At 52.6% G+C, this 18,109-nt stretch carries 20 protein-coding genes; 11 read left to right on the forward strand and 9 right to left on the reverse strand.

Going from position 1 to position 18,109, the window contains the following annotated elements; all coding sequences use genetic code 11:
• Positions 1–330 precede the first annotated feature (330 nt).
• The 3 genes from JF44_RS0110495 (at position 331) to hmpA (ending at position 2,702) form a co-directional block, all read left to right on the forward strand.
• The gene (locus JF44_RS0110495; protein ID WP_033068891.1) at positions 331–783 is read left to right on the forward strand and encodes an RrF2 family transcriptional regulator; all 453 of its coding nucleotides are present in this window, start codon (positions 331–333) and stop codon (positions 781–783) included.
• Positions 784–897: 114 nt separating this feature from the next.
• On the forward strand, positions 898–1,338 hold the full coding sequence (locus tag JF44_RS0110500) for a group III truncated hemoglobin (protein ID WP_202901500.1): 441 nt from the start codon (positions 898–900) through the stop codon (positions 1,336–1,338).
• A 149-nt stretch (positions 1,339–1,487) separates the two neighbouring features.
• The gene (gene hmpA / locus JF44_RS0110505; RefSeq protein WP_033068892.1) at positions 1,488–2,702 is read left to right on the forward strand and encodes an NO-inducible flavohemoprotein; all 1,215 of its coding nucleotides are present in this window, start codon (positions 1,488–1,490) and stop codon (positions 2,700–2,702) included.
• Between the two features lie 78 nt (positions 2,703–2,780).
• On the opposite strand, the gene JF44_RS0110510 is transcribed toward hmpA, so the two are convergent.
• Both JF44_RS0110510 and JF44_RS0110515 read right to left on the reverse strand, forming a co-directional pair.
• Positions 2,781–3,503 carry a type 2 periplasmic-binding domain-containing protein gene (locus tag JF44_RS0110510; protein WP_033068893.1) on the reverse strand — a complete coding sequence of 241 codons (723 nt, stop codon included), beginning with the start codon at positions 3,501–3,503 and terminating at the stop codon, positions 2,781–2,783.
• A gap of 301 nt (positions 3,504–3,804) precedes the next feature.
• Complete coding sequence (locus JF44_RS0110515; protein WP_156111656.1) at positions 3,805–4,560, reverse strand: substrate-binding periplasmic protein; 756 nt, start codon at positions 4,558–4,560, stop codon at positions 3,805–3,807.
• A 375-nt stretch (positions 4,561–4,935) separates the two neighbouring features.
• Here JF44_RS0110515 and JF44_RS0110520 point away from each other — a divergent pair, with 375 nt between their 5' ends.
• From JF44_RS0110520 to JF44_RS0110530, 3 genes are all read left to right on the forward strand, one after another.
• A complete protein-coding gene (locus JF44_RS0110520; protein WP_033068895.1) occupies positions 4,936–5,973 on the forward strand; it encodes a sodium:calcium antiporter in 1,038 nt (345 codons plus the stop codon).
• Positions 5,974–6,579: 606 nt separating this feature from the next.
• Positions 6,580–7,776: an N-acetyltransferase DgcN family protein gene (locus JF44_RS0110525; protein WP_052065722.1), complete on the forward strand. Its 1,197-nt coding sequence runs from the start codon at positions 6,580–6,582 to the stop codon at positions 7,774–7,776.
• Positions 7,777–7,829: 53 nt separating this feature from the next.
• Complete coding sequence (locus tag JF44_RS0110530) at positions 7,830–8,690, forward strand: type III PLP-dependent enzyme domain-containing protein (protein ID WP_202901501.1); 861 nt, start codon at positions 7,830–7,832, stop codon at positions 8,688–8,690.
• Between the two features lie 59 nt (positions 8,691–8,749).
• Here the strand turns inward: JF44_RS0110530 and JF44_RS0110535 are convergent, their stop codons facing one another.
• The 7 genes from JF44_RS0110535 to JF44_RS0110565 all read right to left on the reverse strand — a co-directional run bounded on the left by JF44_RS0110535 (position 8,750) and on the right by JF44_RS0110565 (position 15,112).
• Positions 8,750–11,374: a hybrid sensor histidine kinase/response regulator gene (locus tag JF44_RS0110535; RefSeq protein ID WP_033068897.1), complete on the reverse strand. Its 2,625-nt coding sequence runs from the start codon at positions 11,372–11,374 to the stop codon at positions 8,750–8,752.
• A gap of 113 nt (positions 11,375–11,487) precedes the next feature.
• Entirely contained in the window at positions 11,488–12,558 is a 1,071-nt protein-coding gene (flhB, locus tag JF44_RS0110540) for a flagellar biosynthesis protein FlhB (protein WP_033068990.1), read from the reverse strand.
• Positions 12,559–12,610: 52 nt separating this feature from the next.
• On the reverse strand, positions 12,611–13,375 hold the full coding sequence (gene fliR, locus JF44_RS0110545) for a flagellar biosynthetic protein FliR (protein ID WP_033068898.1): 765 nt from the start codon (positions 13,373–13,375) through the stop codon (positions 12,611–12,613).
• A 51-nt stretch (positions 13,376–13,426) separates the two neighbouring features.
• Complete coding sequence (gene fliQ / locus JF44_RS0110550) at positions 13,427–13,696, reverse strand: flagellar biosynthesis protein FliQ (RefSeq protein ID WP_033068899.1); 270 nt, start codon at positions 13,694–13,696, stop codon at positions 13,427–13,429.
• A 212-nt stretch (positions 13,697–13,908) separates the two neighbouring features.
• A complete protein-coding gene (fliE, locus tag JF44_RS0110555; protein WP_033068900.1) occupies positions 13,909–14,235 on the reverse strand; it encodes a flagellar hook-basal body complex protein FliE in 327 nt (108 codons plus the stop codon).
• A 45-nt stretch (positions 14,236–14,280) separates the two neighbouring features.
• Complete coding sequence (gene flgC, locus JF44_RS0110560; RefSeq protein ID WP_033068901.1) at positions 14,281–14,688, reverse strand: flagellar basal body rod protein FlgC; 408 nt, start codon at positions 14,686–14,688, stop codon at positions 14,281–14,283.
• A gap of 22 nt (positions 14,689–14,710) precedes the next feature.
• Entirely contained in the window at positions 14,711–15,112 is a 402-nt protein-coding gene (locus tag JF44_RS0110565; RefSeq protein WP_033068902.1) for a flagellar basal body protein, read from the reverse strand.
• Between the two features lie 283 nt (positions 15,113–15,395).
• On the opposite strand from JF44_RS0110565, the gene csrA reads away from it, so the two are divergent.
• The 5 genes from csrA to fliP all read left to right on the forward strand — a co-directional run bounded on the left by csrA (position 15,396) and on the right by fliP (position 18,016).
• The gene (gene csrA, locus JF44_RS0110570; protein ID WP_033068903.1) at positions 15,396–15,674 is read left to right on the forward strand and encodes a carbon storage regulator CsrA; all 279 of its coding nucleotides are present in this window, start codon (positions 15,396–15,398) and stop codon (positions 15,672–15,674) included.
• 207 nt (positions 15,675–15,881) lie between these two features.
• Entirely contained in the window at positions 15,882–16,298 is a 417-nt protein-coding gene (locus JF44_RS0110575) for an EscU/YscU/HrcU family type III secretion system export apparatus switch protein (protein WP_033068904.1), read from the forward strand.
• A complete protein-coding gene (locus JF44_RS0110580) occupies positions 16,295–16,630 on the forward strand; it encodes a hypothetical protein (protein ID WP_033068905.1) in 336 nt (111 codons plus the stop codon). Before JF44_RS0110575 ends, JF44_RS0110580 begins: the two co-directional genes overlap by 4 nt.
• A gap of 172 nt (positions 16,631–16,802) precedes the next feature.
• On the forward strand, positions 16,803–17,198 hold the full coding sequence (locus JF44_RS0110585; RefSeq protein WP_033068906.1) for a FliO/MopB family protein: 396 nt from the start codon (positions 16,803–16,805) through the stop codon (positions 17,196–17,198).
• Positions 17,195–18,016, forward strand: coding sequence for a flagellar type III secretion system pore protein FliP (fliP, locus tag JF44_RS0110590; protein ID WP_202901502.1), 822 nt, complete (start codon positions 17,195–17,197; stop codon positions 18,014–18,016). Before JF44_RS0110585 ends, fliP begins: the two co-directional genes overlap by 4 nt.
• Positions 18,017–18,109: the final 93 nt, after the last annotated feature.

Below are 18,109 nucleotides of genomic sequence, written 5' to 3' on the forward strand. Positions count from 1 at the left end.
AATTGTCATATCTACGCGTTCTGATGTGCTGTTTTTTTATCACTCCTTTATAAACACTTATACGGAATGATAGGAACCCAAGAAGAAATTTTTACAACAAGTTATTTCCGCACCATTAATGAAAAATAGCTGGCCACAGCGAGCCGCACACTGACAGTTCTCAGGTTCACTCATTCACGCTTGGGTACCCGAAGTCATCTTCCGGAACGGAGTACTGACAATTGCGTTAAATACCCGAATTTATGTTCGCGATGGCTGCTTCACCGTGTGATGGATAAACACGGTAATATTTGCATTCCAAATGCACATTTTGGTGTGTAGAATAGCATCATGCAGCTTTCACGTTTCACAGACTATGCCTTGCGGGTCACGATGCACCTGGCGGTTGCCAACGGGCGCTTGATGTCGACCCGCGAAATTGCCGCAATCCATGACGCCAAATACAATCATTTGGCCAAGGTCACACAATGGCTGGCGACTGAGGGATATATCGAAACCATCCGGGGACGTTCGGGGGGCATCACCCTGGCCAAGCGGCCCGAGGATATTTACGTTGGCACGCTTGTGCGCAAGCTTGAAAGTCAGTCATCGCTGGTGGAATGCATGCGCGAGGATGGCGGCGACTGTCGTTTATCCCCGGCCTGTGGTCTTGCAAGTATTCTGAAAGACGCCGAAGAGTCGTTTTTCAAGACCCTTGATCAGTTCACACTGGCAGATGTTTTGAAGCGGCAAAGCGGTCTTTTTGACCTTCTTCTTGGCATGAACACAGAAAAACCATCTTAAAATCAATGAATTAACCCCAACATTTCCAGCAGAAACAAAACCGTCTTAAAATAAGTATTTACAATGCATGTTTTAATTAATATACGCATTTTAGATGCTTATTAAGAGGCTGCCATGACCCACGCCAATGATCTTGACCCAGAACAAATCACGACCCTGCTGTCTGTTTTTTATGGACGCGTGCGCAAGGATCCCGAAATTGGTCCGGTCTTTAACCGGATCGTCGATGACTGGGATGAACACCTGACGCGGCTCGAGGACTTCTGGTCATCCCTGATGCTTGCATCCGGGCGTTACAAGGGTAATCCGCTTGCCATGCATGCCCTTCATGGCGATCTCATCACCCCGACCATGTTTGACAGCTGGCTTGCAATCTGGGCCCGAACCACAGATGAACTTCTGCCCCCTGATATCGCCAGCATCATGCAAACCAAGGCGCACCGAATTGCCGAACGGCTGAAAACCGTGATGTATGAACCGTCCCACGGGGAGGCAACGGTCACCCCCTGCCCGCACAATGTTGTCGATGCATCCCCGGACGCCCCACCGGGATAGGTCACGGCTGCCAATACAGTTTGCGCTGATTGAAAACGCCCCTCACGCCCCCTCTTGCCACCCTGTTGCAACTCCTCCCTCCCCGGCGCGCATTGGAGTGCCGGAACCCTTCCCCGTTGCTTCACCACGACTTCAAGGAGACATTAGCCATGTCAAAGCCCCTTTCACCGCGCACCATCGAACTGGTCAAATCGACAGTGCCTGCACTTTCTGCACGCGGGACGGACATCACCACAGTAATGTACGAAAAACTGTTTCGTGATGCGCACATCCGTGCCCTGTTCAACCATTCCAATCAGGGTGAAAACGGATCACAGGTTCATGCCCTTGCTACGGCGATCCTTGCCTATGCGCGCAATATCGACAATCTTGATGCGCTGGTTCCTGTGGTCGAACGGATCGCGCACAAACATATCGGCTATCACATCCTGCCAGAGCATTACGACTATGTCGTCCGTGCCCTCATTGGCGCAATTGCCGATGTTCTGGGAGATGCCGTAAATGACGAAATTCTTCAAGCATGGGGTGAGGCCTACTGGTTCCTTGCCAATATCCTGATCGACCGGGAAGCCAATATCCGCAACGACCTTGAAAGCCGCAAGGGTGGCTGGAACGGATGGCGCAACTTTGCAATTTCTGGCAAACAGCGCGAAAGCGATGTTATCACGTCATTCACCCTGTCGCCGGTTGACGGCATGCCGGTTCTGGCCCACAGACCGGGTCAGTATCTTACGCTGCGCCTGAAGCTTGGCGATGGTCGCACGATCAAGCGTAACTATTCAATTTCCTGTGCACCGAACAACGATCAATATCGGATTTCGGTAAAACTTGAAGCCAATGGTCTTGGCGGCTCACGCTTCTTGCATGAAGAGGCACAGCTTGGCGATATCATTCAACTTACCCCGCCTGCTGGTGACTTTTTCCTGCCTGATGAACCAGAGCGCCCTGTTGTTTTGCTATCGGCCGGTGTTGGCCTGACACCGATGGTCAGCATGGTCGAAACCATCGGCGCGCATTACCCGGATATCGAAGTGCATTATGTCCATGGTGCGCTCAACAGCAGCACCCATGCCATGGATAAACATGTTCGCACCATCGCCCGCCAACACGGCAAAATGTCGGTCATGACTTTTTACAGCAACCCCACACCCCAGGATGTTTGCGGCAAAACCCATGATCAGGACGGTTATATTTCCCCGGACTGGTTGGCCGAAAACACGCCGCTTGGCAATGCGGATGTCTTTCTGTGCGGCCCCAAACCGTTTCTGCGCGGGATGGTCGCAGCACTCGGGTCACGTGGTGTGCGTTCTGAACGTATCCATTACGAATTTTTCGGCCCTACGGACGAAGACATTGCAGCTTGACCAACAAGAAAAGGTGCCCGGACCCGGGCCCCTTTTCCTGTCCTTGCAACCAACGCGGTTCGGCGTGGTTCGAAAATCTTATGATTTGATTTCAAAAAGATCGTCTCGTTCGGCACGGAAAATATAAGTCCCGCGATTGAACTGCGGCAACAGCGGTTCAAACTCTTTGCGAAGCCAGCTATAGGTCGTGAGTGTCTCAAGCTCGATCATGCGATATCCATCCGGGACGCCGTCAGACTGATTAAGCGAGAAATCATCAATCAACAGACCATCCAGACGGCCCATACGCAACATCCGAAGCATCATGTTCGCCCCACCGGGGACTGTAACGATCTCGGCATGGCCAGTCAGTTCTTCCATGCCCCAGTCATCGCCAAGCCAGACACCAATTTCCTGATTCTTGAGATCGCTTAAGGCATTTACGGTTTGGTCTGCTGTAATCAGGACGCTTTTGGGACGCCCGACGACAACGCCACCCGTGACAAGCGGGATGCCCGCAGTCGTGCGGATGCTGTCCACACTGGAAAACACACCGTCAATCTCACCTCGTTTTAACGAGATTTTCGTGCGCTTGTTGGGCAACCAAACCGGTTGCACACACAGCCCTGCCTTGGCCATTGCCGCACGATAGAGTTCGCCAGAACGCACATGATCGGCCATCTCCGGCAAGGCGATTTTCAAACAGATGTCTTCATTCGCCTTTGCCGTTGGCAATAATTCAAATGACAGGAAAAGCGCTGTCAGAAAAATGACAGCAAACACGCACGAACGTACAATCGCATTTTGTTTGCGAAATAACATTTACCACCCCCAAGGCAGCCTCAAACCCGGTCGTTTGCAGGATGGGCTGCTTTGCATTTATCAATGCCCGCCGTCATTTGTTGCGGTCAGGTCATCTTTTTACGTCTTTTTGCACGGCGTTTTGCCGCGAAGGCAGAACTATAAGGTCAGCGACGGGGCCGTGGCAAGCGCAAGCAAAACCGGGGGCGGCAGCAGATAACCCTTAGTCATAGTGCAGCATTTTATACTGCAGACTAAGCCAATGAAATGATTTGGGGTTTGCAAAATCATGTCGCACCGCACACTGGCGCCATATCTGATTTTATTCGCAAGCAGTGCGGTCAATCTGGCGACAGGGCGCGTTTTTACGCCGTGACCTGATCTTGCGGAGGAATTCCGTGGTGCCTGCATTGAACTGCGCCAACACGTCGGCATGTTCAGCATCCAACCAGCTATGCACGATCAGTTTCCTGACCCGAATGGATGTATAACCGTCCGGCACACCGCCAACCAGCTGCAACGAGGAACTGTTGATCAGCAATCCGTCGACACGGCCGTGTTCAAGCATATCAATCATCATTGGCGGCCCACCCGGACACTCCACCAAATGGGGGTAGTCCCTAAGCATCTGTTCAGACCAGGTTACCCCAAGCCAAACACCAATTCTTTCGCTGGTAAGGTCTTTGAGCGTGGTAACGGTCCCCTCCGGGACAACAAGCAGCCCATCCGGGTTTCCCACCTGTACCCCGCGCACGACAGGAACACCAACTTGCTCAGCAAAGATGTCGAGGCCTGCGAAAACACCATCGATATCGCCAGAGGGAATTGAACGAATTGCCCTGGCATTGGGCATGCGCACCGGATCGACACATACACCTGCCCCGTGCATGACTGCGCGGTACATATCAAATGGAATTGAATCCTTTGATGCCTCGGGAAAGGCGATCCGCAAACAATCATCGTTCCCGGTATTTGCCTGCGCGCTTGGTAGTAGCTGCAAAGACAGGAAAATGGCCAAAACAATAATGATGACCGTGACACAATTGCGCACAGTTTTCATCTGAGACCTGAAAGCCATTCAATTCCCCTGCGACGGTATTTGTTTTTTAATTATTCCGCCCCAACCCCATCTACCGGCCACGCCTTAGCACCCCCTAAGCAAACCGATAGACCGTATTTCCCAGACCTTGTCCCGATCTGTTTGGCACAGAGCTTAGGCTCAGAACAGGCAGTTGACCAGCATTTGCCGCCGTCATAGGGAAAATATTGCAAGGCGTTGCAAACACTTGATCTTGCCTATCATGCCAAGCTTCCATGACCACCGCGCATTGGCTTTGCACGGGCCCTTGGGGAACAACCATGCCGCTCATCAGTTACATTATCAAAGCGTGTTGCGCCAAACGCCAACATCCGGGACCGGACCCCATACCCCTTTGATCGTGGAACACCCTTTATGCCCTTTCACCTCGCTGATCAGTCTCTTGGCCTGATCTTTGTTATCTTTGCCATTTGTACGCTGGTGATTGGCGTTGCCGGAACGCGGCTGGCCGGCATTGCGGTCAAGCTTGCCGAACGCACCGGCATGGGACAAATCATCGCAGGTGCCCTGTTTGTTGGCATGTCAACCAGCCTTCCGGGCAGTGTTTTATCCGTGACCACCGCGTGGCAAGGGCATACCGACCTTGCCATTGGCAATGCGCTTGGCGGGATTGCAGCCCAGACGACGTTTCTGGCAATTGCCGATCTGGTCTATCGCAAAGGTAATCTTGAACATGCCGCAGCCAGTGCAACGGGTTTGGCCCAGACCACCTTGCTTGTCAGTATGCTTTCCGTGCCGATACTGGCCTATGCCGGGCCGGAATGGATGATCTTTCACATTCACCCGGCTTCCATCCTGTTGTTTGTGATTTACGGGTTTGGTCTAAGCTTACTGTCGGAAATTCGTGATGAACCGATGTGGCATCCCAAGAAAACCGACCTGACCCAAGAAGACGCCAAACAGGATGCACAGGACCACCACCCGGAAACCAGCACCCGTCTTTGGACTGAATTTCTTGCCTTTGCCCTTTTAACCGCACTTGCCGGTCATGTGATTGGTCAAGCCGGTCTGGCAATTGTTGATAAGACCGGCATCAGTGAAACCGCTGTCGGCACCTTCCTGACGGCGATATCCACATCCTTCCCGGAATTTGTTTCGGCCATTGCCGCTGTGCGTATGGGGGCAGTCAATCTGGCTGTTGGCGACATCATCGGCGGCAATGCCTTTGATGTGCTGTTTCTGGCCGCATCCGACTTTGCCTATCGCGAAGGATCCATCTATGCGGCGTTTACCAACCAGCACCTGTTTACCATCGCGCTGGTCATTCTGATGAGTGGGGTTTTGCTGTTGGGCATGCTCAACCGCGAACGACGCGGCATTGGCAATATCGGCTGGGAAAGTGTCGCGATGCTTACGCTTTATGGCGGATCGATATTTTATCTGGCGGGGTAAACCGCATCCGTTCAGCCCAAGCCGCTGCTTCTCGCCGTTTAGAGAACTTCCTTAACCTTGCTCGCAAGGTCATTTACCAAGAGCTTAAAAAGGAGGAATCGTCCTTCACTAAGTTGATCATGACTGGATCCTCTGGTCTCGTCGAAACAAATATCACTTTTATATCCAGCGATACGTAATGCCAAACCCATCACAATCAACAAATTAATCACAATAAAAACATTATATTAATCGAATAATACGTTATATATTTCAATAGTCGTGATTGATTTATAAATAAATACAATAAATATTAAATTGTATATTTATATAAACAGGCGCATGATGGATTTTCTGATCCATTATTTTTTTGCGTCTACCGCAAAATTCTAACAAATCACAGACAATAACTTGATGTCCTGTGCATTCTTCTCGTTCAGCTTAATCCAACAACCCGACGGTTAAAAAGCTTTTGCGGTGCATTGATACATCGCGACGCGCTTACCAGCGGGCACTCCGCAAATTCAAACTTCATTAATATTGGCCTTTGCATGACCACGCAAAAGACGACGAGGCAGGAAAATCCATGCCGCGACGGCGTACCAATGTTCAGTCACGGAAACCTATATGACCACCACATTGCCCACTTCATCAAAAGCCGAAAACATCATCCATTTACCTGTCAGTTCTTCCATCGCGACACCTTCTGATCGCAGAAGCCCGCGCTCAAAAGACCTTCACACGCCGACAGCGCTTATTTATTGCGAAGGCAACTTTGGTTTGCCCGATGGGAAGACAGCAAACGGCCTGGTGCGTCATTCCGAAAAATACGAAATTATGTCGGTTATCGATAGCACACACGCAGGCCGCGATGCCGGTGAAATTCTTGATGGACACTCGAACACAATCCCTATTTTCCGAGACCTGGACGCAGCACTTGCAAGCCATCAGTCAACACCTGACTATTTTATCTATGGCATGGCACCTGCAACAGGGATGCTGTCCACCGCAGAACGTCAAATTGTTCTTGGTGCGTTGAAAAATGGGATGAATGTCGTCAATGGGCTTCATGAATTTCTAAATGATGACCCCGAATTCGTCGCCGCAGCCCGCGCCCAAAATGTTGAAATCATCGATATCCGAAAACCACGCCCGAAAAACGATCTGCGTTTATTCACCGGCAATATCAATAAGGTTACCTGCCCCCGGATTGCGGTTCTTGGCACTGACTGCGCGATTGGCAAACGCACAACGGCAAGCATCTTGACCCATACCTTGATTGCACGCGGTATCAATGCTGTCATGATACCGACTGGCCAGATCGGCATCATGCAGGGGTCGCGATATGGTGTCGCCCTTGATGCCGTGCCGTCACAGTTTTGCTGTGGCGAACTCGAAGCAACCATTATCGATGCCTTCAATGGCGAAGATCCTGACATCATTATTGTCGAAGGACAGGGTGCATTGAGCCATCCGGCCTTTTGTACCTCGGCCTTTATTTTGCGCGGCAGTGTGCCGGACGGCGTTATTTTGCAACACGCCCCAAAGCGCAAACATCGTTGCGATTTTGATCAAATGCCAATGCCAGAACCGAAATCGGAAATCAGCCTGATAGAGGCGTTTTCAGACACCAAAGTCATCGGACTGACCATCAATCATGAGAACATGACCGACAACGAGATTTCCAACAGCATCCTGTACTATCAGGAACAACTTGGTATTCCTGTGACAGATGCGCTTGTCCGTCCTGTCGAAGAACTTGCTCAAATGATCTTGTCTTCGTTTCCTGCACTACAAAGGAAGCTGTCCCTCAGCGCTCAATGAGTTCGCCGAGAATTGAGATTGATCTCGACAAGATTTTTTACAATGCAAAGACATTGGTCACACGCCTGAAGGCGCATGGTATTTCTGTTACCGGGGTTACTAAAGCCTGTTGCGGTGCGCCGCAACTGGCAAAGGTGCTACTACGCGCAGGCATCATCCTTATGGTCGAACTCGGAGACCTGCGCGAGGGGCTTATGCCTTGCGACGTTGGGAAAACCATTCATATCTTATCGGGTTTGCCAAACATCACCTTCATGGGCCTTGGTGCAAACCTTGCCTGTAGAAACGGTATATCCCCTGATAATGACAAGATGGGAAAGCTATCTGCTTTGGCAAACCGTATAGACGGCACTGCAGATACTGCCATCCATCCTATGTCTATCGTGTCTGGGGGCAATTCCAGCAATCTCGACTGGGTGTTCTCGGGCGGAAACACTCGCCGGATCAACAATCTGCGACTGGGGGAGGCAGTATTACTGGGGTGTGATCCCCTGCACCGCAAACCTATCCATGGCCTTCACGTCGATGCAGTCCGTTTGACCGCCGAGGTCATCGAAAGCAAAACAAAACCGTCAAAACCGTGGGGCACAATCGCCCAAACCACATTTGGCACACCGCCTATTGCACAAGACGTTGGCGACGTTTTCCAAGCCATTCTTGCCATCGGGCAGCAGGACGTTGATCCATCTGGCCTATGCCCGCCAGACGGCATTAAAGTTCTTGGAGGCAGCAGCGACCACCTTCTTCTCAACACCGGCACCAATCAAGCGCAGGTTGGGTCGGAAATCACTTTCTTGCCAGACTATTCAGCACTCTTGCGCAGCATGACATCTCCCTATGTCGAAAAGACCTATATTGGAGAAGTCGAGACATCCTGTCTCATACCGCAAGCTGTCCCTGATTTTGCGAGCTAGACAATGCAGAAGGCGCAAGTCGCTCACTCGGGGCTTGCGTGCATTGCAAATCTGCGCTGTTACAGAACCTCTTTGACCTTGGTCGCCAGATCCTTGAGTGAGAACGGCTTGGGCAGGAAGTGCACGCCGTTTTCTTCGTCAAGCTCGTCGCGATAGGTATCTTCGGCGTAGCCTGAAATAAAGATGACTTTCAGTTCCGGCTTTTGTTCGCGCAGCATGCGGATCAGGGTCGGGCCATCAATGCCCGGCATCACCACGTCCGAAATCACCAGATCAATTGTCTTGTCGGTGTTATTGAGCACCTCAAGCGCGTTGTCGCCATTATTGGCTTCAAGCACGTCATAGCCCTTGCTGCGCAGTGCCCTTGCACCGAATGTCCGTACCGCGTCCTCATCCTCGACCAGAAGGATCGCGCCGGTCCCGGTCAGATCGCGTGACGGAGTTTCCTCAATCACGGCCTGGGTTTCGGCAAGCTCTTCTTCAGACGCCTCATAGCGCGGCAGATAGATGGTAAAGGTCGTGCCTTTGCCCTCTTCGCTGTTAACCGCGATGAAGCCACCGGTCTGTTTGACGATGCCATAAACGGTCGACAGACCAAGACCTGTCCCCTCGCCACGTTGTTTGGTCGAAAAGAACGGCTCAAAGATACGGGTCAGATTATCCTTGGGAATGCCGATGCCGGTATCGGTCACCATGATGCCGATATAATCGCCGGGCGGGATCACTTCGGTTCCTGTTGCGGTCGGCTCATCAATGATTTCTGTGCTGGTCTGCACCGTCAGCGTGCCACCTTCGCCTGCCATGGCATCACGGGCATTAACGACAAGGTTAATGATCACCTGATCAAGCTGGCCCGGATCGACCTTGACCAGACCAACATCACGCCCATGCGTCACCTTAAGATCGATCTTCTCGCCGATCAGGCGGCGCAGAAGGTTCGACATTTCCGCAAGTGCATCGGTGATATTGATGATTTTCGGCTGCAAGGTCTGACGGCGTGAGAACGCCAAAAGCTGCCGGACAAGGTTGGCAGCACGGTTGGCGTTCTGTTTGATCTGCATGATGTCAGCAAAGCTCGGATCACCCGGCCCATGGCGCGACAGCAAAAGGTCACAGAAGCCAATCATCGCCGTCAGAAGATTGTTGAAATCATGCGCCACCCCACCGGCAAGCTGACCAACAGCCTGCATTTTCTGGGACTGGGCAAATTGTTCCTCAAGGTTCTTCTGTTCGGTCGTATCAAGGAAGTTCAGAAGCAAGGCACCGGCTTCACCTGACCTGCCGGCAACCCGTTGCAGATAAATTTGTGCGGCAACGCCCCGTGCACCGGCAAGGCGGGCTTCGATCTGACCACCTTTGCCCATGCCCATGACGGCCTTGGACAGATAACGCGCCACTTCGTCGCGGTCTTCCGGGACAATCAGCTCAAGGATCGAGCGCCCGACAACCTTGTCATGGGTCTGCCCCGCAGTAACGATGAAGGACCGGTTGGCATCGGTCACTGTGCCCGACATATCGGCCAAAACGATCGACAGCGGACTTTCATCAAAGAACCACCGCACCCGGCGTTCGGTTTCAGCCAGCGCATGTTCCCATTCGTGGGCAGGCATCGGATCAGGGAAGATCACGGCCTGGCTGCGCACAGGCCCTGTGCCCGGCGCATTGATTGAATGGGTCACAAAGCAACGAATGGGTTCCCCACCGGCAACCTTGAATTTGACCTCGCCATTGACGCCATCGCCCACAATCAGATCGGCAAGTTCGACCGTGCCATCGTTAAATTCTTCGGGCTCCCCGCCAAGCCAGCTTGCCAAGCGCCGATTGAGATAAAGAATACGACCTTCTTCATCCAGACCACACACCCCGACCGGCAGACGTTCAATCATCTGATCGGCATGTTCAAACCCGCCTGCGGCCTGTGCGACCGGAAGATTGGCCGCCATGTCAGATGCGTGCGGCGCGGCCAGGGCAAAGCCGGACTGTGGGCTTTCATCGGGCAACAACAATGACGAGGCACCATCGGCCATAACAGCGGCATCAACACCATCCACGGTCCAAAGCATCTGGCCCGCACGCGCATTTGCCGCTGTCACGGAAATGCGCAGACAAACACTGCTTGATCTTGATGGGGCTTCTGCAGGGGCTTTGCTGTCTTCGTCCGCAACGGCCATATCCGTCGTCACGTCATCCGAGTCTGAGCGATCATCGGGTACGTTTTTTGCATCTTCGAACTTTTCCGAACGCGACAAATCGACAAACAATTGCCCCCCGTCACCGCGCATGGCGCGCGTGCGCAGTTCGGCAAGTTCGTCACCGCCAATCCCCAGAAAAGACAGGCGCGCCTCCAGCGCAGACAGCATGTCCGAACCGGGCTCAATACCGAGTTTATGTGAGAAGGCCGGATTGGCATAGATCGTGCGGCCATAGGCATCGATCAGGGCAACACCAATATCGGATTTGGCAAACCCGGCAATCAACGGTGCCAGCGCATCATGCCCGCCGTTGCGCAGCTTTGCCGAAAGTGACAGTGACGCAACCGCAACCACCGCAACACCGGTGACCATTGCACCGATAATCCACATCAGGCGCGCATCAAGACCTGCCTTTGCCAGAACATCCATCAGGACAAATACAAACGCAACAAATGCGACACTTACAGTAAGGATGAGCCCCCGAAACAGCACGCGACCGCCTTTAACGACAATAACTTAACAATATAGTCTATACTTTTAGCTGCTTATCGCCCAACTGGCTACCGACAAGTTTCCAATGGCGAATTGGTTGCGCCAAATCCACCCTATCCGAGCTTCTTGCCTTTTTGGCGGAAGACAAACGAGATGATCTCGGCAACGGCCTTGTAGTGTTCGGGCGGGATTTCCTGATCAATTTCGACCGTCGCAAACAGGGCACGGGCGACCGGCGGATTTTCCATGATGGTGATGTCGTGTTCTTCGGCGACCTCACGGATTTTAAGCGCGACATTATCCTGCCCCTTGGCAATACACATCGGCGCGCCCATGGAATCGATATCGTATTCCAGCGCGACGGCAAAGTGCGTCGGGTTGGTGATCACCACATCGGCCTTTGGCACATTTGACATCATGCGCTGCTGGGCGCGTTCCATCCTGATCTGGCGCACCTTGGCCTTGATTTCCGGACTACCTTCGGTCTGTTTGAATTCGTCCTTGATTTCCTGCTTGGACATTTTCATCTGTTGATTGAACTCGTACCTTTGATAGGCAAAGTCGAGCCCGGCGATCACAGCAGTCAGTGAAATCGTCGCGATTAGCAAGATCAGGATCATGTCGTAAAGACGTTCCAGCGTCAGGCCGAGTGACAATTGCGGATAGAGTTCGACATCAACCAGTTCAGGCACAATCACCAGACCAAGAACCACACCTACAAGGATGATCTTGCTGACGTTCTTGGCGAACTCTACCATGCTTTTCATTGAAAACAGGTTCTTGAGCCCCTTAAGCGGATTGAGCTTTTCAGGCTTGGGTTCAATCCGGTCAACCGCAACAACGATCCCGTTCTGCACGATGTGACCGGCGGCAGCAAAAAACACCAACAGCACAAACGGGATGCCCATCACCGACAACATGCCAAGGATAACATCCTCGAACAGATCGGGGATACCGGCCATGGTGACGTCAACCCTGTGGGGATACTGGATAAAGCCAACAGCCAGATCACGCACGCCTTCGGCCATGGCAGGACCAAGCATGGTCATGACAAGACCACCGCCAAACAGGATCATGAAGTTACCGACTTCCTTGGAAACCGGCACCTGACCCTTTTTTCGCGCGTCCTCAAGCTTTTTACTTGTGGGGTCTTCTGTCTTTTGGCTGTCGTCTTCTTCTGCCATTGGCAAACCCATGTTTGGCGGTCGCGGGAATCACTACGCCCAAAATCGCGCCTTACGGATTAAGAAAGGCCTCAAGCCCGTTTTCGAAATATGCAAGATAAACCATCATCATGGATGGCAGGGCCAAGGTCAACAATACCAGCGCAAGCGCAATCTGCACAGGCATCGCCACAAAGAACACCGGCAATTGCGGCATCAGCTTGTTGAGCAAGCCAAGCGCAATCTGCAAACAAATCGCCACCACCAGAAACGGTGCAGACATCTGCATTGCGATCACGAAGCTTTCGTTGAGCGCGCGGGCAAAAAATTCGCTCATATCGCCGACGGGCAACACACCGCCCGGCGGAAACAGCGTATAGCTTTCAAACACTGCCTGGATCATCAAATGATCCATCCCGGTGGCAAACAGCAAGACAAGCCCGATCTGCAACAGAAGGTTCCCCGTTACCGCACTTTGCGCACCCGAAAGCGGATCTGCGGTGAAGGCATTCGCCATCGAGGACAAATAGGCAATAATTGACCCGGCAGTCTGCAACCCCGCCATCATCACCTGTGCAAACAGGGCAAAGAACAGCCCAACCGTAATTTCATAGGCGATTGCCACCAACAAGGACGGCGCATCGGCAGGCTGTGGCGGGAACAATGGTCCGGCAAGCGGGGAAATCACAACCGCGACCCAAAAGGCAAACAAAAGGCGCGCCCGGGCCGGAACGGCGCGTGATCCGATCCCCGGCATAAAGGCAAAGGCCGACCCCACCCTGGCGAAAGTCATCAGGACGACATAAACATTCAGGGTAAGTAGTTCTTGAAGATCCATATCGTCTTCGACTGCCTTACAAAGCCATGCTTTTGCGCACCGGTATCGACGCTAATTTGGCAAACCGATGAAATGGTCAACCATGCGGCCCATGAATTCGATCATCTCGGTCATCATCCAGGGCAGCAAAACCAGAAGTGCGATAAAGATGACCAGAATTTTCGGCACGAAGGTCAGGGTCATTTCCTGAATCTGCGTTAAGGCCTGAAACAGCGCAATGATCAGACCAACGCCCAGCGCAATCAACATCAGGGGTGTGGTTACCTTCAGCAGTGTCCACACTGCATCATAGGCCACGTCCATGATTTCTGCTTGATCCATCGGGTCTTCCTGTTTCGCCGTCTCGTCGTGCGGAACCGCATTTGGGCTCCTTTGTCCTTCATACAGGATTCATAACCGGCTTTGCCATGATTTCCTGTTTTCGGGCCTGATCTAAAGTTCTGATCAAATTGTTCTTTATGCAGTGCGGCCAAAGAACAAAAAAACCGCACGAAGGATCGCGCGGTTTTGGCATTGATGTCGGCAAAAATCGATCAGACCGGCATGTTCAAAATACTTTGATAGGCCTGAACCGCCTTGTCGCGGACCTGTACCACGGTACGCAGGGTAACTTCTGCTGCCGACACCGCGGTGACCACTTCGTGAAGTTCAGCATCGCCAGTGATGGCCTTTTGGGTCATTTCTTCACTGACCTGCATGGTGTCGCGGGCATCATGTGCCACGCTGCGCACTGCATCGGCAAAACTTTCCCCCGGGTTCACAGCATCACCGGTGCCAGTTACGGTTTCCCGAACGGTATTCGTATTGCCCGCAGCCGCATTGCGGTAGGCAGAAATGGCATCGTTGAAGCTTCCGACCATGGGTCTCAATCCTTAAAGATGTTCTTATCCTTTGATATCGATTGCCTACTGCAGGATATCAAGGGTCTTGAGCAACATGCTGCGCGATGACTGGATCACATTGAGGTTGGCCTCATAGGATCGCTGTGCTTCGCGCATGTCCATCATTTCAACCAGCGTCTCAACATTCGGGGTCTGAACATAGCCCTGATCGTTTGCCGCCGGATGGCTTGGTTCGTACTTCATACCAAAATCGGAACGATCGGGCATCACCTTATTGACCTTGACCATCTCGACCCCGACTTCGCGGTCCATGACATTCTTGAAAGTCAAAAGCTTGCGGCGATACGGATCCTGGTTCGGTGCGGTCGGCAGGCTGTCTGCGTTGGCAACGTTTTCCGCTGCAATCCGAAGACGGGTCCCCTGTGCACGCATGCCCGCAGCTGAGATTTTAAAAGCTTTGTATAGTTCCATAATCTAAATCTCCAGCGTCGGGTTATGCACGGCCAAGGGCCGAAATGAACATTGATTTCTGCTTGGCGTACAAACGCGTCATGGTCTGATAATCGACCTGATTTTCGTTCATCTTGACCATCTGTTCTTCAAGGATCACGGCGTTTTTGCCCGGTGCGACCTCGTAGTTCTTGCGCACTTCCTCATCCTTGAAGTTCTGCGGTTTGTTAAGACCCTGACTATGGCCTGGCGTGGTCGCTTCCATCGCAAGGATGAACTGGCGGTCGCGGCCGATATTTTTCGGGTCGAATTCCTTGAGATCGTTGGCACGGTAGTTTGGCGTATCGGAGTTGGCAATATTCTGCGCGATGACTTCCTGACGCTGTGTCAGCCAGTCCATCTTTTCTTTCATGTTGGCGAACATGCCAAGTTTGCCGATATCCATTTCCTGCTCCTTGTCTGCGCATCGACGAGTATTGTGCGCGCGGGTAAAGCCGAAGTTAACATCACGCCCTTATCGGGCCCGGTTTCTTCCGACGGACGATTTTACCGCCCGGATAAATCCTGCAAATGGAAATGCATGAAGCGTGCCAGAATTAAAAAGCATATTGATATCACCCATGTTTCATTCAAATGATCGCGGGTACTAGACCGCGGGTTTGAAACCGGGCATATTGGCTTGGCCTGACAATTTAATTGTCATTTACCTATCGAAACCGGGACACTGCATGCTCTATCTCACACGAAAAGTCGGCGACTCCGTTGTCATTGATGACAATATTGAAGTCACTGTCGTTGAGGTCCGTGGCAAGACCGTCAAACTCGGCTTCACCTTCCCCGAAGATGTTCAAGTCTTGCGCCGTGAACTTTATGACCGCATTCAGGAAGAAAACCGGTCGGCAGCGGTCAGCGAAGATATCATTCGCCAGCTTGGTGGTTCCAGCAGTGCCGCAAAAGACAGTGCCGACGCCGAAACGACCGCGGATGACAAGCCTGACAACGACTAAGACGCGACTGCGTCTGACGGTTCGCCACGCACTCATTCCCGCCATCTTCTAAATTTCAAAGCCTGCCTTGGGCCTGTTCATTTAAATGCTGTTTTCAGTATGCCTGCGTCGACAACGATTTGTTGACCATCTTTGTTCTATGGTCGACCCTGATCAGGGTAACGACCCTACAACAGGCTAGGCAACCGTCCTGAATTGAAGGACCTTATGAGCGGGAAAAAGCCCACCTATGACATTACCGATACCCCGGCAAGCAAGACGGAAAATCTTGCCGCACCGGGTACGCACGACCAAAAGGCGGTTGCGCTTCGGTATAAGCATGGCAAGGACAATGCCCCGACACTAAGCGCCAAGGGCGAAGGCAGCGTTGCGGAACAGATCTTGCAAGTTGCTTTTGCCAATGGCGTCAAGGTCCGCAAAGACAGTGACCTTGCCGAAATTTTGATGGCTGTTGAGGTCGAAAGCGAAATTCCGCTGGAGGCTTTTGCAGCAGTCGCCGAGATTTTGAACTATATATATCGGATCAATCGCATTTATGGCGGTTCGACGCGCAGTCAGTCTGATCCCGAAGATCAGATCATATCTGCGCCAACAACTGACCGAAACGGGGAAGGCGCATCATGAGCCCAGAACAATTCAAGCCCGATCAGTTCAAGAACGACCTGAAGCGCGTCCTGTCCCTGATCCGGACCGGTCAGCGATACCTTGAAGATGGCAAGGTGGTCGAGCTTTCCGCGCTCGAAACCAAGATTGCCGACCTGTGCGAACAGGCCCGCACCATGGCCCCTGACCAGCGCGATGAAATTGCCCCGCTGCTTGCGGCACTCACCGACGAACTTGGTCAGTTCGAAACCAAGATGCAGCAGGAATATAGCGACATCCAGCGCCAGTTGCGCGGCATCAGCAGCACGACACAGGCAACAAATGCCTACGCACAGGCCGCACGCACCAAATAGGACGGGCAGCTTAAGACGCTGATGTAAAAGCTGTCATTGCGACGCCCCACGTGCGGGGTGCATTGCCTGGTTGTACCTTGCTTGGTCGTGACGGGCGCGTTAAACAGAAATACACATGCAGGGACATGCCTGCGAACTGATCGTCACAGGGTGTTGACGGGGAAGCTACCTGATGGAACTAAGCGCCTATTTCCGGTTTGTTGCCGCCCTGCTTTTTGTGCTGGGAATTATTGGCGTGTTTGCGTTGTTGGCACGCCGCTTTGTGCCGGGCGCACGCAACATCAACCGCCGTGGCGTCAAACGCCGCTTGGCCGTTGTTGAAGTTGTTCCTGTCGATACCAAACGCCGTCTGGTTTTGCTCAAACGCGATGATACCGAACATCTTGTAATGCTGGGTCCGAATGGCGACATCGTTGTCGAACGCAATATCGGCACCCACTTTAGCGAAATCCTTGATCAGCAGACGGTCGATGCTGAAAACGCACCGCTTACAGGTGCGCACGAAAAGAACACCGTCCCCGAAACGACAACCGGGGCAGAGCAGATTGACAGGAATGCGCCTGCATGAACCGCGATACGTCTTCTCCATCATGCACTTCTGAAGCGAAACCGGCCAAAGCAGGCTGGCGGGCACCGCGCTGGTTAACACTGTGCGCAATCTGGTCGTTGCTGCCACTCATTGCGATTATGGCCGGTGGCGATACGGTTCAGGCGCAGTCATTCAATTTTGACCTTGGTGATGGGCCGGGAGTGACGTCTTCAGGTCGGTTGATCCAGTTGATCGGTCTGATCACGGTCTTAAGCATCGCGCCAGCGATCCTGATGATGGTGACGTCCTTTACCCGTATCATCGTCGTCCTCAGCCTGCTTAGAACTGCCCTTGGCATTCAGCAGTCCCCGCCAAATCAGGTTCTGATCAGTCTGGCGATGTTCCTGACACTGTTTATCATGATGCCAACGCTTGAGCGTGTCTGGGACGAAGGCCTGGAACCGATGATCAACGGCAACATCGACGAGTTCGAAGGCTTTGAACGTTCGGTTCAGCCCGTACATGACTTCATGATGACCCAGGTTCGCGAACGCGATCTGCAATTGTTTGTCAATCTGGCAGGCATCGAAGAGGTCACATCCCCTGAAGACATCCCGCTGCGCTCGTTGATCCCGGCCTTTATGATCAGTGAATTGCGCCGGGCGTTTGAAATCGGCTTCCTGTTGTTTATTCCGTTCTTGATCATCGACATGGTGGTCGCCAGCATTCTGATGTCGATGGGTATGATGATGCTGCCCCCGGTCATCATTTCCCTGCCATTCAAGCTGATCTTCTTTGTGATGGTGGATGGCTGGTACCTGATTGCCGGATCGCTGGTCGAAAGTTTCGGCGGATAGGCCGGCGGGCCGACAACGCAGCAATCCCAAACACCGAACACTGTTTTACAGACACGAACACATACACGACAAAACAAAAGCCGCCTGCACAAC

Origin of the sequence: Thalassospira australica, from assembly GCF_000763295.1 — a bacterium.
Lineage (GTDB): Bacteria > Pseudomonadota > Alphaproteobacteria > Rhodospirillales > Thalassospiraceae > Thalassospira > Thalassospira australica.

Coding starts and splice junctions, on each gene's coding strand:
- JF44_RS0110495 (WP_033068891.1), top strand. CDS start 331: ATGCAGCTTTCACGTTTCACAGACTATGCCTTGCGGGTCACGATGCAC.
- JF44_RS0110500 (WP_202901500.1), top strand. CDS start 898: ATGACCCACGCCAATGATCTTGACCCAGAACAAATCACGACCCTGCTG.
- hmpA (WP_033068892.1), top strand. CDS start 1,488: ATGTCAAAGCCCCTTTCACCGCGCACCATCGAACTGGTCAAATCGACA.
- JF44_RS0110510 (WP_033068893.1), bottom strand. CDS start 3,503: ATGTTATTTCGCAAACAAAATGCGATTGTACGTTCGTGCGTGTTTGCT.
- JF44_RS0110515 (WP_156111656.1), bottom strand. CDS start 4,560: ATGGCTTTCAGGTCTCAGATGAAAACTGTGCGCAATTGTGTCACGGTC.
- JF44_RS0110520 (WP_033068895.1), top strand. CDS start 4,936: ATGCCCTTTCACCTCGCTGATCAGTCTCTTGGCCTGATCTTTGTTATC.
- JF44_RS0110525 (WP_052065722.1), top strand. CDS start 6,580: ATGACCACCACATTGCCCACTTCATCAAAAGCCGAAAACATCATCCAT.
- flhB (WP_033068990.1), bottom strand. CDS start 12,558: ATGGCAGAAGAAGACGACAGCCAAAAGACAGAAGACCCCACAAGTAAA.
- fliR (WP_033068898.1), bottom strand. CDS start 13,375: ATGGATCTTCAAGAACTACTTACCCTGAATGTTTATGTCGTCCTGATG.
- fliQ (WP_033068899.1), bottom strand. CDS start 13,696: ATGGATCAAGCAGAAATCATGGACGTGGCCTATGATGCAGTGTGGACA.
- fliE (WP_033068900.1), bottom strand. CDS start 14,235: ATGGTCGGAAGCTTCAACGATGCCATTTCTGCCTACCGCAATGCGGCT.
- flgC (WP_033068901.1), bottom strand. CDS start 14,688: ATGGAACTATACAAAGCTTTTAAAATCTCAGCTGCGGGCATGCGTGCA.
- JF44_RS0110565 (WP_033068902.1), bottom strand. CDS start 15,112: ATGGATATCGGCAAACTTGGCATGTTCGCCAACATGAAAGAAAAGATG.
- csrA (WP_033068903.1), top strand. CDS start 15,396: ATGCTCTATCTCACACGAAAAGTCGGCGACTCCGTTGTCATTGATGAC.
- JF44_RS0110575 (WP_033068904.1), top strand. CDS start 15,882: ATGAGCGGGAAAAAGCCCACCTATGACATTACCGATACCCCGGCAAGC.
- JF44_RS0110580 (WP_033068905.1), top strand. CDS start 16,295: ATGAGCCCAGAACAATTCAAGCCCGATCAGTTCAAGAACGACCTGAAG.
- JF44_RS0110585 (WP_033068906.1), top strand. CDS start 16,803: ATGGAACTAAGCGCCTATTTCCGGTTTGTTGCCGCCCTGCTTTTTGTG.
- fliP (WP_202901502.1), top strand. CDS start 17,195: ATGAACCGCGATACGTCTTCTCCATCATGCACTTCTGAAGCGAAACCG.